The organism is Noviherbaspirillum sp., assembly GCF_035254685.1.
Lineage (GTDB): Bacteria > Pseudomonadota > Gammaproteobacteria > Burkholderiales > Burkholderiaceae_D > Noviherbaspirillum.
Genome location: NZ_DATFAI010000011.1, coordinates 1 through 15,131, shown reverse-complemented (window position 1 = coordinate 15,131; position 15,131 = coordinate 1). Strand labels below are relative to the sequence as shown.

Sequence of the window (15,131 nt, the reverse complement as noted above, 5' to 3'; positions counted from 1 at the left end):
AGCCGAATGATGATTCCGCGATGGGCGCTGTGCCGCCAGTCCGCATGTCTCGGAAGTCTCAGGTTATTTACAAATAGTTGGTAAATGACGGTAACTCATAATCGCTATGGGCGCATCTGGAAGGTGTGCGTCATCATGCCCGACAAATATGTCCGGCCCATCAGGGCACCGGTTGTAGCCATGACGTCCTTGTAGTGCGATTGCTTTCTCGTTTGGCTGGCTCGCAGGCGCTAAACCAAGACGAACTTGAGGCTGCCGTAACCGTATGTCGATATCCGATAACTGCAAGTCAAGGAAACCAGATGGTAAACCCCGAAGACATAGAAGGTATCCGGTTCGAACGACTTTCCATAAGGATGGTCGAATTTCTCTCCACTCACGAGCGGACGGGCACGATGCGCAAGACATTAGAGGTGTATCGAAGTATCGCAGAGCATGCGCCTGACGCGATATTGGTGACAGACAACAATGGGCGGGTCATTTACCAGAATCCGGCCGCCAGAAAAGCCTTCGGCTTTGAGGACAGCGAGGTCTTCAAACAACAGGTGCATGACAAGATCCACCACCATGCCCCCGACGGCCGTCCACTCTCGCTGGAGCAGTGTGAAGTCTATCGTGCGGCGGTATTTGGCGAGGCCAGCCATGACTTTCTCTGGACTGTTTTCCGCAAGGACGGTTCCACGTTCCCGGTCTCCTGCCATGCAACACCACTGCACTTCGATAAAGAACGGATCGGCGCGCTCTTCATTGCGACGGATATTACGGCCCGAAAGCAGGTGGAAGACGCATTGTTCAAAAGTAACGAGCAATTGCACCTGGCAACGGAAGCCGCCGATCTCGGCCTGTTCGACCATGACCTGCAGAACAACAAGCTGCATTGGTCGGCCAGAACCAAGGAACACTTCGGCTTGCCGCCGGATGCCGAAGTGTCGTCATTGGAACTCCCGCTTGCGAATGTGCACGCAGATGATCGGGAAGCCGTAAAGCAGGTACTGCGCGCTGCCTCGGCCCCCGGTTCCGATGGCCGGTATGAGTTCGAATGTCGTACGATCGATCCGCGCAGCGGCCGGCAGCGCTGGATCGTCTCTCGTGGACGATGGCTGTTCGACGAGGGCGGACATCCGGTGCGCCGGATCGGCACGACACTCGACATCACCGAGCGAAAGCGCGCCGAACGGCAACTGCTTGAAGAATCGCAACACGACAGCCTGACCGGCTTGCCGAATCGCACGCTCCTGTTCGAATACTGCAGCCATCTCGTTGCCATGGCAAAACGTACCGCTGCGGGCGGCGGAGCCGTGCTATTCATCGATCTCGACCGCTTCAAGCCGATCAACGATATGCACGGCCACGAAGTGGGTGACAAAGTGCTGCAGGAGATTGCGCGCCGCCTCAAGAACTGTACGCGGCAGGAGGATATCGTCAGCCGTCATGGCGGGGATGAGTTTGTCGTCGTGCTTCCACTCGCCAATACCTTGCATGGCGCGCCAATCGTCGCCCAGCACATCCTTGATGTGATTGGCCGGCCTGTCCATGTTGGCGACTTGGAATTGTCTGTGACGCCATCCATCGGCATCAGTTACTTCCCGAAGGATGCATGTGATCTGGAAACTTTGATTCACTATGCCGATCTCGCGATGTATGCGTCAAAAGAGGCCGGGAAGGACCGGTTCACGATTTACCGACCAGACCTGGCCGATCATGCGGCGGAAGCGACGGATCTCGAACTACGCTTGCGCGCCGCCATTGCATCGGGCCGTATGGCGCTCGTCTACCAGCCCGTGATGGACATTCGCAGCGGACAAATCATCGGCGTGGAAGCGCTTGCCCGGATCCGTGATGACAATGGCAAGCTGCTTCCGGCGGCGCAATTCATTCCGGTCGCCGAGTCCGCCGGACTGATCGACAAGATCGGTGAATGGGTCATCGCGGAGGCGTGCAATCAGCACAGGAAGTGGTGCAATGCAGGCCTGCCACCGTTCCGGGTTGCGATAAACATCTCGCCACGCCAGTTCCGCCAGCATGCTTTTGCCGCGCGCCTTGCGAAAATCGTGGCGCAGTCCGGCATCGATCCGCACCATCTGCAAATCGAGATTCCGGAGAGTGCAGTCACCGACAGCATGGACACGGCTGCGTCGGTGCTGGGTGAAATCAGGGCTGCAGGGATCGGTATTGCCCTCGACGACTTTGGCGCCGGATGCTCAAACCTGATCGATTTGGGCAAGCTTCCGCTCGACAAGCTCAAGATCGATATGTCCTTCACCCACCGCGTCTACAGCGATCCTCTCAGCAGGCCCATCATGGAAGGCGTCATCGCGCTGGGGCGCAGCCTGAATCTGCAGATCGTGGGGGAGGGCGTCGAATCAGAGGGCCTGATGGACGACTTGCGGCGCTACGGCTGTGACCAGGCGCAGGGATTCCTGATCAGCCGGCCCCTGCCGCCCGCTGCCTTCGAGTCGTGGTACCGCGGATATCTTGACCATCCCCTCCACTGATCGCCCTCCTGGCTCTTCACCGCCTGCAGCCCGGCCTTTAATCCAGCCATCCAGGCATCCGGAAGCATTACGCCCTTCGACAGAGAGAGTCTTGATCTCCTTCAAATGAACGCCAGCACTTCTGCCGATAATGGAAACGGGCTGCGCAGAACGGTTCTGATCCATGCGGAAGGTGAGCGAAGATGCGATATTTTGTCACGGGAGCTACCGGCTTCATCGGCAAACGCCTGGTGCGCAAGCTGCTGGAAAGGGAGGACGCGCAAGTCTATTTTCTCCTGCGCGAGGAAAGCCGGGACAAGCTGCCGCACCTGCGCGACTTCTGGAACGATGCCGGCCAGCGTGCGGTCCCGGTCTATGGTGACGTCCGCAAGCCGGGCATGGGGATCGATGCCCGCACTGCCAGCGAGTTGACCGGACAGGTCGATCACTTCTTCCATCTCGCCGCCATTTACGACCTGAAAGCAGAAGCGCCGCCGCAGGTCGCCACCAATATCGACGGCACCCGCAATGCCGTCGCCGTCGCCAATGCGTGGAAGGCCGGCAGCTTCCATCACATGAGTTCGATCGCTGCCGCCGGACTGTATGAAGGCATGTTCCGGGAGGATATGTTCGCCGAAGCCGAGCATCTTGAGCATCCCTACTTTCGCACCAAGCATGAGTCGGAAGGCATCGTGCGCAGCGAGGCCACCATACCGTGGCGCGTCTACCGGCCAGGCCTCGTGGTGGGCGATTCGCGCACCGGCGAAATGGACAAGATCGACGGACCGTATTACTTCTTCAAGCTGATCCAGAAGCTGCGGCACTTCCTGCCGGAGTGGATGCCGGCCATCGGCATCGAAGGAGGGCGCATCAACCTCGTGCCCGTCAATTACGTCGTCGATGCCCTGGTCCACATCGCCCATCTGCCGGACCTGGACCAGCAGTGCTTCCACCTGACCGATCCCAGGCCGATGCGCGTGGGCGACGTTCTCAACACTTTCGCCCATGCTGCGCATGCGCCGGACATGAGCCTGCGCATCAATGGCGCCCTGTTCGCCTTTGTCCCGCACATCGTGCGGAGCACCGTCATGGAAATCACGCCGGTACGGCGCCTGCGCGATGCCTTCATGTCCGAGCTAGGCCTGCCCGACGACATCATGCAGTTCGTGAACTACCCGACGCGCTTCGATCGCCGCGCCGCCGACAAGGCACTCGAAGGCAGCGGCATCACCTGCCCGTCGCTCGATACCTATGCAGATCGCTTGTGGGATTACTGGGAGCGGCACCTCGATCCGGACCTGTTTCTCGACCGCAGCCTGAAAGGCCATGTAGCCGGCAAGACTGTGATCGTCACCGGAGGTTCATCCGGCATCGGCCTTGCCACCGTCCACAAGCTGGCCGAAGCAGGCGCCAAGACCATCATCTGCGGCCGCGACGAGCAGAAGCTCGCCGCTGCCAAGGCCGATGTCGAACAACGTGGCTATACGCTCATCACCTATCAGGCTGATCTCTCCGACATGGAGGAGTGCGACCGCTTTGTGAACCTGGTGCGCACCGAGCAGGGCGCAGTGGATATCCTCATCAATTGCGCTGGCCGGTCGATCCGGCGCGCCATCGAGGCCAGCTTCGATCGTTTCCACGATTTCCAGCGCACCATGCAGCTCAATTACTTCGGCGCGCTGCGCGTGACCATGGGATTGCTGCCCGACATGATCGCCCGCGGCACTGGTCATGTCATCAACATATCGTCCATCGGCGTGCTCACCAACGCGCCGCGCTTTTCCGCCTATGTTGCATCCAAGGCCGCGCTCGACGCATGGACCTTATGCGCCGCATCGGAGTTTGCCGATCTCGGCGTGACGTTTACGACGATTAACATGCCGCTGGTTCGCACGCCCATGATTGCACCGACCGCCGTCTACCGTGACGTCGACGCCTTGACACCGGAAGATGCAGCGGACCTCGTGGCGCAGGCCATCATCCGCCAGCCAGTGCGCATCGCCACCCGCGTCGGCATCGTCGGGCAGGCCATGCATGCGGTCGCGCCACGCGCGGCGCAGATCATCCTGAACACCATGTTCAGGATGTTTGCCGAGACCGAGCCAGCGCCTGGCTCTGGCGCGCCGCCGGAAAAAACCATTGCGCGTACCCATCCGGAGCGCATCGCCCTGCAGCAACTGCTGCGCGGCGTCCATTTCTAGCGCCCTGCCATGAACGCGACCGCTCACGGCGCTGCGGCGCCGACCCGCGAAACGCTCTCCGTGATCGATACCGCATGGCTGCGCATGGATCGTCCGGCGAATCTGATGATGATCTGCGGCATGTTGATGTTCAAGGACCGGGTCGAACTGCACGCACTCAGGGAAGTGGTTCGCACGCGCATGCTGTGCTTCCATCGTTTCCTCCAGCGTATCGTCAATCGCGAGAATCAACCGCGCTGGGAAACTGATCCGAACTTCGATCTCGACTGGCATGTCTGCCACATTGCCGTGCCGGACGGCGAAGGGCTGGAAGACCTGCTCAGCGAACTCGTCAGCACGCCGCTCGATCCTGCAAGGCCGATGTGGCAATACCATCTTGTCGACCTAGCCTACGGCGGGAGCGCGGTCATCCTGCGCGTGCACCATTGTTACGGGGACGGATTCGCACTGATGCACGTGCTGGCGTCGATGACCGATCCATCTCCCGACTACCAGCGTTCTCCCGCCGGTGACGTCAAGGGCAACGGCGCGTCGCGCGGCGCCTGGGAAAGAATGTTTGGCACGGTGACCGAGGTGATGGGCGACGCCATGCGGGTTGCCGGGCTTGCCGTCGAAATGGGAATGGATATTCTCTCGCACCCGAGCCTGGCACTTGAGTACTGGAAGTCCGGCTACGCGCTGGCCCGCGATACGGCCATCATCGCGACCATGACCCCCGACGCACCGACCCGTCTGAAGGGACCTCTCGGCATCATGAAACGTGTTGCCTGGGCCAGGCCGCTTTCCTTGCTCGAGGTAAAGGCCGTCGGCGAGGCCTTCGGATGCTCGGTGAACGACGTCTTGCTCGCATGCGTCGCAGGAGCGCTGCGCAACTATCTCATTGCGCAGGGAGATCAACTCGGCAAAGTCGAAATGCGCGCGCTTGTGCCAGTCAACTGCCGACCTCCCGGCCCGATCCGCGAGCTGGGCAACATGTTCGGGCTGGTATTTCTCGGCCTCCCGCTGGGCGAAGCCGATCCGTTTGATCGCCTGATGGAAGTGCACAGGCGCATGGACGAACTAAAGCAGTCACAGCAGCCTACCGTGGCGCTCGGCATTCTTGCGAGCATGGGTGTCCTTCCCGAGGCGATGAAGGAGAACGTGCTGGAAGCGCTTGCGGCCAATGCGAGCGCGGTGATCAGCAACGTGCGCGGGTCGGCCCAACCGCAATATTTTGCGGGCAAGCGCATCGATCGCCAGGTCTTCTGGGTTCCGCAATCGGGAGGAATCGGCATCGGGATCAGTATCCTGACCTATGCGGGCAACGTCGACTTCGCCGTCATTGCTGATGCGAAACGCGTCCCACATCCGGAGGCGCTCGTTGCAGGATTCATCGATGAATTCGAGATCCTGCTGATCTGCACCCTGCTCGCAGGCTTCGGGCAAGAGCGTCGCGTATCAACGCGCGCGCACATCGCACAATCTTCGCATCGAGGAGCGAAATCGCATGCGAGCGGCCTGACGCCCCCGCAACACGATACCTCGCCGCGTCGGGGCGCACATCGCGCACCGGGACGTTGAGGACGACACCCATGCGCTTCCTTCTTCCATGTCCGCTCGCCAACTGCACGACGCTGTCGGCGCGCTCCAGTGCAGAACTTGAGGCGGGCTGATATGGGTCAAGGATTTCCACCTATGCGCGGCGCATTGTATCAACCAGTTAAAACGACAGGCGGCACGGCTCTCGCCCGGTCCAGATGGGAGGACGCACATGGGGACACTCCACTGATGGGACGTGATATGGAAAAGAACTGGCTGGCGCAATATCCGAAGGATGTTCCCGGTGAAATTGCTCTGCATGACAGCGATTCTCTCCTCCTCATGATGGCCGCGACCTGCGTCCGGTTCGGACCGAGGGCCGCCTTCGTCAACCTCGATGCATCGCTCTCGTTCAGGGATGTCGAAAGATCGTCGCAGGCGTTCGCCGCCTTCCTGCAGTCCGGGCTGGGCCTGAAGAAGGGCGACCGGGTCGCCATCATGATGCCGAATCTCCTGCAGTATCCGGTGTCCTTGTTCGGCACCTTGCTGGCCGGATGCACCGTCGTCAACGTCAATCCGCTGTACACGGCGCGCGAGTTGAAACATCAGTTGATCGATTCGGGCGCGAAGGCGATCGTGGTCCTCGACAACTTCGCGAAAACGGTAGAAGAAGTGTTGCCCGAGACGAAAGTGGAACACGTCATTGTCAGCCGGATCGGCGACCTGTTCCACTTCCCGAAAGCACAGCTCACGAATTTCGTCGTCAAGCATGTCAAGCATCTCGTGCCTGAATGGCACATCGAGCGCGCCATCCCATTCGCACATGCCATCAAGGAAGGACTGGAGATGCCGCTGGAAAGCGTGCCGGTCAGGGCCGGCGACACGGCCTTCCTGCAGTACACCGGCGGCACGACCGGCGTGCCCAAGGGCGCCGTCCTCACGCATGGCAATCTCGTCGCCAATGTGCGACAAACCAGCGCGTGGGTGGCGGGTGTGCTGGAAGAGGGGCATGAAACGGCTGTCATTCCCTTGCCGCTGTATCACGTATTCGCGCTGACCGCCATGCTGACGTTTTTCTCCCTCGGCGCCACCGCGCTCCTGATCACTAATCCGCGCGACATTGACGCCTTTGTCAAGGAACTGAAGAACACACGGTATTCGGCGCTCATCGGCGTCAATACGCTGTTCAATGCCCTGCTGAATGCGCCCGGTGCGCCGGAGATCAATGCCCAGGGAGCAAAGGTGGTGATCGCCGGCGGGATGGCAGTACAGCGCGGCGTCGCCGAAAGATGGCAGCGCATGTTCAGCCATCCGATCATCGAGGGCTACGGGCTGACCGAGGCATCGCCTATCGTCTGCGCGAATCCGTTGAACAGCGATGACTATACCGGATGTATCGGGCTGCCGGTACCGTCAACCGAAGTTGCCATTCGCGATGACGACGGCAATGAATTGCCGCGTGGCGAAACCGGCGAGATCTGCGTGCGCGGGCCGCAGGTGATGGCGGGATACTGGAACCGGCCGGATGAGACGGCGCATGTGCTCGACGCAGACGGATGGCTGCGCACCGGCGACCTGGGCGCGATGGATGAGCGAGGCTACATCAGGCTGCTTGACCGCAAGAAGGATGTGATCGTGGTTTCGGGATTCAAGGTCTTTCCGAACGAGGTGGAAGATGTCGTGTCGATGCTCCCGGAGGTCGCGGAATGTGCGGCAATCGCTGAACTGGACGAATCCGGGAACGAGTCGGTCCGGGTCGTCGTGGTACGCAAATCCCCCGCGCTGACCGCCGAGAAGATCCTCGAGCATTGCAGGCAGAACCTGACTGCCTACAAGGTGCCCAGAAGTGTCGTGTTCAGGGACACGCCGATGCCGAAGTCGAACATCGGGAAAATCCTGCGCCGTGTCGTGCGCGACGAGGAGCACGCCGGACGGACGAAGCCCGCGGAACAGGCAGCATGAGCGCAGCCCTCGATACCGCGTCCGTTTTTCCATCAACCGAAAGGAACAATCATGACCGCCAAAGCAAACAGCCACGCGCACTCGGACGACAAGGATCTTGTTGAAGCCGCGCGGAAATCCGTCGACCAGATTTGGCAGGCCGGCCTCGGCGCCTTCGCACGCGCGCAGAAGGAAGGTGAGGACATGTTCTCTCGCCTGGTACAGGAAGGAATGGCAGTGCAGAAGAGAGCCCGCAAGGTCGCGGAGGGCCGGCTGGAAGGAATGAGCGATACGATCGCGAAGATGGCGGACAGTCTGGGCAAGCAGGCATCCGGCTCGCTGGACAAGCTGGAGAACGTTTTCGAAGAACGGGTAGCGCGCTCACTGCATAGCATCGGCGTTCCTACGCGCGACGATATCAAGGAGCTCAGCGCACAGATCAAGGAATTGCAGGACTCCGTCAACGCCGTTCTGGCGAAGAAACCCGCGACCCGGGCGACGACGAAGTCGGCAACGGCGAGTGCGACTGCGACGAAGAAACGCGCTGTCGCGAAGCCGGCAAAACCGGCAACGAGCCGTGCCACAGCGCGGACAGGCAGCAAGCGCACGAGTGGGACCACATCGGCTCGCATGTAGTCCGCGTCACGATAACAAATATTGCCAGGGCCTCCGTCCAGCACGGGGCAGGGTAGCTGTACGCCTGTGATCCGGGCCGGATAGGCAACCTGGACCAATAACAGGGTGGTAAGCATGGATAAGCAGCAAATCATCGCCGAACTGCATCGTGATCTTGAATCAGTTCTTGCCGAGCGACAGGCTGCCCGCGCGTTTCCGGAAGCATACGCAGCGCGCACGGCATTGCGTCAATTCCAGTCTGACCGCATGTCGCGTACACATGCCGATCTGCTGGAAGATTCCGAAACCCGGGCAGCGGCCAATTTCTTCCTCAGCGACCTGTACGGGCCGCACGATCTGTCGCAGCGCGATACTAATCTGCAGCGCGCCTTGCCCACCATTGAACGCATGCTGCCGGTGCCGGCTCTGGCCGGGGTCGCCGAAGCAATATCACTCGATGCCCTGTCGGAGCGGCTCGATGCTGGCATGGCCAATCTGCTCGGTGCTGAATTCAGCGAGACAGGGTACGTCGATGCATATCGAAAGGTCGGCACCCGCGCCGACCGCGCGCGCCAACTGGATCATGTCGATCGCCTCGGCGCGGCGCTGACCGACTTGGTCGGCTATCCACTGATCGGCAAGACCTTGTCACTCATGAAAATGCCTGCAAAGCTTGCCGGTGTAGCGCACCTGCATGACTTCCTCGAGCGGGGATTCAAGGCTTTCGAAGCAATGAGAAAGCCGCAGGATTTCGTCGACAAGGTGGTGACGCGTGAACGGCAGATCATGGACCAGATCTATAGCGGCAAGAAAAAGCCGTTCGTACTGGATTGACAGCTGGGAACAGAATTCCGTCCATACGTGCCCGCACGCATCCGCTGGGCGGAAAGCCCGCAGGAATACTTGAGCCGCGTCAAGGATCCATTGCCCGATATGCATAGATTGGAAGGCATGCGCAGCGGCCATGACTTGGTGCCGTCGTGCATCGCCCTTCGAAACGACGCCAAAGCGAGCCCAGATGAATCCCGCGGTCCTTGACGATTTCCTGCGCACTCCGCGCATCGCCTATTTTTCGATGGAAATTGCCCTCGAATCCGCGATTCCGACTTATAGCGGCGGCCTCGGCGTACTCGCCGGGGATACCATGCGTTCTGCAGCTGATCTCGAACTGCCACTCGTCGGTGTGACGCTTGCCAGCCGCGCTGGCTACTTCAGGCAGGAAATTGACAGTGAGGGACGCCAGACTGAGCATGCCGCGCGCTGGAATCCGGACGAACACGCGCTGCCGTTGCCGGCCAAGATTGCAGTCAACATCGACGGCCGCGACGTCTGGATTGCGAGCTGGCTCTACGTGATCGAGTCGCAGATCGACGGAAGCGTCCCGGTGCTTCTGCTTGACACCGACCTTCCCGAAAACAGCGCCGAGGACAGGCGCATTACTGACGCACTGTACGGCGGTGATGCGGAATACAGGCTGCAACAGGAAATCGTGCTTGGGATGGGTGGGGTACGCATGCTGCGCGCGCTCGGCTTTCGCGTCGAGCGCTATCACTTGAACGAAGGACACGCGGCATTGCTCTGCCTCGCCTTGCTGCGCCGGATCCGATGGACGGAGCGTCCAGGGCAGCATGCCCGGTCGCCACTTTATAACGTCGACGAAGTACGAGGGTTATGCGCATTTACCACACATACGCCCGTCGAGGCAGGCCACGACAAATTTCCCTATGAACTGGCTGAGCGCCTTCTGGGCGGCTGGACCGACATGGCGCTGCTACGCGAGCTCGGTGGCGAACAGCATCTGAACATGACGATGCTCGCGCTCAATCTGTGCGGCTACGTCAATGGCGTGGCGCGCAGCCACGCCGAACAGTCGCGACGCATGTTCCCCGGCTATCGCGTGCATGCCGTTAGTAATGGCGCGCATCCGCTCACCTGGACGTCACCTGGTTTCAGGGATATCTATGACCGCCATTTCCCGCACTGGTGCCATGAACCCGAAGCGCTAGGCCATATCGATACCGTCCCGGACGAAGCGGTCTGGGCGGCGCATGCCGCGGCGCGGCGCGCATTGTTCGACTTCGTGCACGAACGCTGCAAGGTGGCACTCTCCGACGACGTCTTCACTCTGTGCTTTGCGCGCCGGATGACCGGATACAAGCGCCCTGATCTGCTGTTCAGTGACCTGGAGCGCTTGCGCTGCATTGCGGCTGCTCATCCTCTGCAGATCATCATGGCCGGCAAGGCGCATCCTCATGACGTCGAGGGCAAGCGACTGATTGAAATCCTGCACCGGCACATCGCCGACCTGCAGCCGCATGTGCCGGCGGCGTATCTTCCCGGCTACGACATGGACATGGCGAAGCTGATGGTGGCGGGCGCCGACGCCTGGCTCAATACACCGCTTCCGCCCCTCGAGGCATCGGGCACCAGCGGCATGAAGGCGGCATTCAACGGCGTACCCAGCATTTCCGTGCTGGACGGCTGGTGGATTGAAGGTTGCATCGAAGGCGTGACTGGCTGGGGCATCGGTTCCATGCAGGACACCGCGCCATCCCATGGCGCCATCCTGTACGAGAAGCTGGAAAGACAGGTTCTGCCGCTTTTCTATAATGACCGCAGTGGATGGCTGAAGGTCATGAAGGGCGCGATCCGCCACAACGCCGTGATGTTCAATACCCATCGCATGATGCGGCGCTACGCCACCGATGCCTATCTTCGCCGCGCCTGACAGATAGCGGTCCGAAAATCCACCAGTTGCATTTTTTGCATCGCACCGCTCGTCATGATTGAACAGCCCTGGTGAATTCCCCTGCGCGCCGCAACATGGCGACCCGGGCAAGACATTGTTATCCTATGCCTTATCCATGGGATCCTGTCGACAAGGAAAGAAATGACAAAGGCGTTTTTCAATATTTACTCCCACGATTTCGCACGCGTAGCTGTAGGCGTTCCGCAGTGCCGTGTGGCTGATCCTGCAGCCAATGCGGCGGAAACGATCCGGCTCGCAGATCAGGCCGCGCAGAACGGCGCCGCATTGATCGCATTCCCGGAATTGGGCCTGTCGGCCTATACCTGTGATGACCTCTTCCATCAGCGGGCCTTGCTGGATGCAAGCACGACGGCGCTCGCGTCCATCGTCGTCGCATCCGAGCGCATCCCTGTCGTGATGATCGTCGGCCTCCCGTTGCGCGTCGAACACCTGCTGTTCAACTGTGCTGCAGTCGTTGCAGGAGGGAAGATCCTTGGCGTCGTTCCCAAGAGCTACCTCCCGAACTACGGAGAATTTTACGAAGCGCGGCAATTCAACCCGGCCGACAATGCGACGACGGATGAGGTCACGCTCTGCGGCCAGACTGTTCCGTTCGGCCCCAACCTGCTGTTCCAGGCAGCTGATTTCCCACTGCTCAAATTCCATGTTGAAATCTGCGAGGACGTGTGGGTTCCCATACCGCCGTCCTCCTTCGCTGCCCTCGCCGGTGCCACGGTTCTCATCAATCTGTCGGCGTCGAACATCGTGGTCGGCAAATCTGGCTACCGCCATCAACTGGTTTCGCAACAATCAGCCCGCTGCCTGTCTGCGTACCTGTACTCTTCAGCCGGGAAAGGTGAATCCTCCACGGACCTGGCCTGGGACGGGCAAGCGCTAATTTATGAAAACGGTGAAATGCTGGCTGAGTCCGAACGGTTTTCCGACGAGTCGCATCTCGTCTTCGCCGACATCGACCTCGAACGCCTGTCGCGGGAACGCATGCGAGCAACGACTTTCGGCGATTCGGTGCGCCGCCATCGCGAGGAAGTCGCGAAGTTTAGAGTTGTATCCTTCAACGTTGAGTTACCTGCGGGGCAAACCTTGCCGCTGCGGCGCAATGTAGAACGTTTTCCTTATGTGCCCGCGGATCCGCGACGCCGCGATGAACGTTGCGCGGAGGTCTACAACATCCAGGTCCAGGCTCTGGTGCAGCGCCTGTCCGCATCCGGGATCTCCAAGGTGGTCATCGGCATTTCCGGCGGACTGGATTCGACTCACGCACTACTGGTGTGCGCCAAGGCCATGGACCGGCTCGGACTGCCGCGGAAGAATATCCTGGGTGTCACCATGCCGGGTTTTGCCACCAGCGAACGCACCTTGCTCCAGGCGAGGCAATTGATGGAGGTAGTGGGCTGCTCGGCAAGTGAAATCGACATTCGCCCAAGTTGCTTGCAGATGCTGGAGGATCTCGGCCATCCCTATTCCTCGGGGGAAGAACATTACGACATCACCTTCGAGAACGTGCAGGCAGGTGAGAGAACCAGCCATCTGTTCCGGATCGCAAACTTCGAAAACGGTATTGTCATTGGAACGGGCGACCTGAGCGAGCTTGCGCTGGGCTGGTGTACCTACGGCGTTGGCGATCACATGTCCCATTACAGTGTGAACGCAAGTGTGCCGAAGACACTGATCACCCATTTGGTGCGCTGGGTTGCCGAAACCGGCCAGATCGGAAATTCGGGAACCGATGTTTTGTTGAGGATTCTGGCAACAGATATCAGTCCTGAACTGGTGCCAGGCAAGGCCGACAGTCACCCCGAGCAAAAGACCGAGAGTATTGTCGGCCCCTATGAACTGCAGGATTTCAACCTCTATTACACGCTTCGCTTCGGCTTCACCCCTTCCAAGGTTGCCTTTCTCGCCTACTCGGCATGGCGTGACCGGGAGAGCGGGCGCTGGCCGGAGGGGCCGCATGTGGTGCGCAACGAATATGACCTGAAAGCGATCAAGCGCAATCTCGGGATCTTCCTGCATCGGTTTTTCAAGACGAGCCAATTCAAGCGGTCCTGCATCCCGAATGCCCCGAAAGTCGGATCCGGTGGTTCTCTAACGCCGCGCGGAGACTGGCGCGCGCCAAGCGATTCGGAATCGACGGTCTGGGTGAACGATCTCGAGAACATACCGAACGAATGAGTCATCTGCGGCACATGCCGGATTTCGGCTTCAGGCGAGGCTAGGCGCGGTCTATCGTCCTAGGACTGATGGATCGCACCCGTCGGCTATCTTCCGTTGTCGCGGGAATCAATGGCCAGATGGCATTCTCCACTATCTCTTCATTAAGACCGTGTCTGCGACTCTGCATCATCGCCGCAATGCGGCGGTTGCAATAACAGTATTCCCCCACACAAGCCTTCCGCAATGGGCATAAACCACGTGCTGGATGTGGTTATTTGACTCAGATCAATGTTTCCGAAAAGACGGAAAACATACACTGGGCCTAATGGAAATACCCCTTGCGCCGTGAACGGCAAGCTCATGAAACATCTCACCAAGGCTCGCGCCTCCATCCAGCTTGTTTTGCCATGCCACCACGCAAACCGGCGCCGCTCTGAATTCGCAATCAATGTATTTATAGGAGAACGCTCGTGACGCAGAACGACCCGAAAAAACCGTTCGTCATCGAATGGCGACAGGGATTCAAGGTGAATATCGACCAGGTTGATGCCGAGCACCAGCATCTCTTCGCTCTGGTGAAGGCACTGAACCTGGAATCGGTGGAACAGACGGTCGAAGAATTGCTGGATTACGTGGTGGTCCATTTTTCCAACGAGCAGGCGCTCATGGAGAAAAGCGGTTATCCGGCATTTGAACAGCACTTAAAACTGCATGAAGACTTTGCCGGCCACGTGGCAGACTTTCTTGGCAACGGCGATGCCTGGACCGAAGCGCGTGTCCAGGAGCTGCGTCGCTTCCTGAACAAATGGCTGGTCGGCCACATCATGACGCATGACCTGCGTTTCGGGAAATGGTATGGGGAAAATGTGCCGGCCGAGAGCGGACGTGACCTTGGCCGTCCCTCGCTCGTCGAGAAGGCAGCGGCCCTCAAATCACAGGTGCAGCCCCATGGAAATCCCGCACCTGTCGAAAAGCATCGCGGCTTTTTCGCGACGCTATTTGGCTTGAGGCAATAACATTGGGATGGGGCTCGACAAGGCGTGTCTGCCCCGCTTGCGCCGCGCAGGCAGCGGATGATGAAAATGGGTTCAGCGATGTGAGTCCATTTTCTTCAAAATGCACCCGTGTCGAGAAAAACCTTGCGCGACTCCGATGCCTTTGCTATAGTTCGCATCCCGTCGCGCAACGCACGAACGAAAACGCTCCGAAATGAGTGTTGATGACGTCAAAGCGCGGGGCTCATCGAAGTCAATTTCGACATCAATCACAACGCATTGAGTCAACGAGCGCAGCTAAATGTGCTGCGAAGATGAGCAGGGTTCTTTAACAAATAACAGCCGATAAGTGTGGGCGCTTGGTGGAAGTGCGGCGGCGGCGAAAGTCGCCGGAGCTCAAATGATATCAAGTGCTCACAGAAATATAGGTAGGTTTCGCAAGGAAGCTACCTGTCAGTATTTT

Annotated in this window: 9 protein-coding genes; all 9 read left to right on the top strand. The window is 59.6% G+C overall.

Annotation, left to right across the window (positions count from 1 at the left end; genetic code table 11):
- The first annotated feature begins 212 nt into the window (after window positions 1–212).
- The 9 genes from VJ698_RS03105 (at window position 213) to VJ698_RS03065 (ending at window position 14,689) form a co-directional block, all read left to right on the top strand.
- Window positions 213–2,495: an EAL domain-containing protein gene (locus VJ698_RS03105; RefSeq protein ID WP_324101209.1), complete on the top strand. Its 2,283-nt coding sequence runs from the start codon at window positions 213–215 to the stop codon at window positions 2,493–2,495.
- A 182-nt stretch (window positions 2,496–2,677) separates the two neighbouring features.
- Window positions 2,678–4,675: an SDR family oxidoreductase gene (locus tag VJ698_RS03100; RefSeq protein ID WP_324101208.1), complete on the top strand. Its 1,998-nt coding sequence runs from the start codon at window positions 2,678–2,680 to the stop codon at window positions 4,673–4,675.
- Window positions 4,676–4,684: 9 nt separating this feature from the next.
- On the top strand, window positions 4,685–6,235 hold the full coding sequence (locus VJ698_RS03095; RefSeq protein ID WP_324101207.1) for a wax ester/triacylglycerol synthase family O-acyltransferase: 1,551 nt from the start codon (window positions 4,685–4,687) through the stop codon (window positions 6,233–6,235).
- Between the two features lie 219 nt (window positions 6,236–6,454).
- Window positions 6,455–8,155 (top strand): AMP-binding protein, encoded by a 1,701-nt coding sequence (locus VJ698_RS03090; RefSeq protein ID WP_324101269.1) that lies wholly within the window; start codon window positions 6,455–6,457, stop codon window positions 8,153–8,155.
- A gap of 51 nt (window positions 8,156–8,206) precedes the next feature.
- Window positions 8,207–8,770 carry a phasin family protein gene (locus VJ698_RS03085; RefSeq protein WP_324101206.1) on the top strand — a complete coding sequence of 188 codons (564 nt, stop codon included), beginning with the start codon at window positions 8,207–8,209 and terminating at the stop codon, window positions 8,768–8,770.
- Between the two features lie 114 nt (window positions 8,771–8,884).
- Window positions 8,885–9,583: an FFLEELY motif protein gene (locus VJ698_RS03080; protein ID WP_324101205.1), complete on the top strand. Its 699-nt coding sequence runs from the start codon at window positions 8,885–8,887 to the stop codon at window positions 9,581–9,583.
- Window positions 9,584–9,767: 184 nt separating this feature from the next.
- Window positions 9,768–11,477, top strand: a complete 1,710-nt coding sequence (gene glgP / locus VJ698_RS03075) for an alpha-glucan family phosphorylase (protein WP_324101204.1) — start codon at window positions 9,768–9,770, stop codon at window positions 11,475–11,477.
- A 162-nt stretch (window positions 11,478–11,639) separates the two neighbouring features.
- Window positions 11,640–13,691, top strand: a complete 2,052-nt coding sequence (locus VJ698_RS03070) for an NAD(+) synthase (protein ID WP_324101203.1) — start codon at window positions 11,640–11,642, stop codon at window positions 13,689–13,691.
- 452 nt (window positions 13,692–14,143) lie between these two features.
- Window positions 14,144–14,689, top strand: a complete 546-nt coding sequence (locus VJ698_RS03065; RefSeq protein WP_324101202.1) for a bacteriohemerythrin — start codon at window positions 14,144–14,146, stop codon at window positions 14,687–14,689.
- Window positions 14,690–15,131 lie beyond the last annotated feature (442 nt).

Bases quoted from the DNA above. Each gene is read 5' to 3' on its own strand.
- VJ698_RS03085 (WP_324101206.1), top strand. From the start codon at position 8,207: ATGACCGCCAAAGCAAACAGCCACGCGCACTCGGACGACAAGGATCTT.
- VJ698_RS03100 (WP_324101208.1), top strand. From the start codon at position 2,678: ATGCGATATTTTGTCACGGGAGCTACCGGCTTCATCGGCAAACGCCTG.
- VJ698_RS03080 (WP_324101205.1), top strand. From the start codon at position 8,885: ATGGATAAGCAGCAAATCATCGCCGAACTGCATCGTGATCTTGAATCA.
- glgP (WP_324101204.1), top strand. From the start codon at position 9,768: ATGAATCCCGCGGTCCTTGACGATTTCCTGCGCACTCCGCGCATCGCC.
- VJ698_RS03070 (WP_324101203.1), top strand. From the start codon at position 11,640: ATGACAAAGGCGTTTTTCAATATTTACTCCCACGATTTCGCACGCGTA.
- VJ698_RS03090 (WP_324101269.1), top strand. From the start codon at position 6,455: ATGGAAAAGAACTGGCTGGCGCAATATCCGAAGGATGTTCCCGGTGAA.
- VJ698_RS03095 (WP_324101207.1), top strand. From the start codon at position 4,685: ATGAACGCGACCGCTCACGGCGCTGCGGCGCCGACCCGCGAAACGCTC.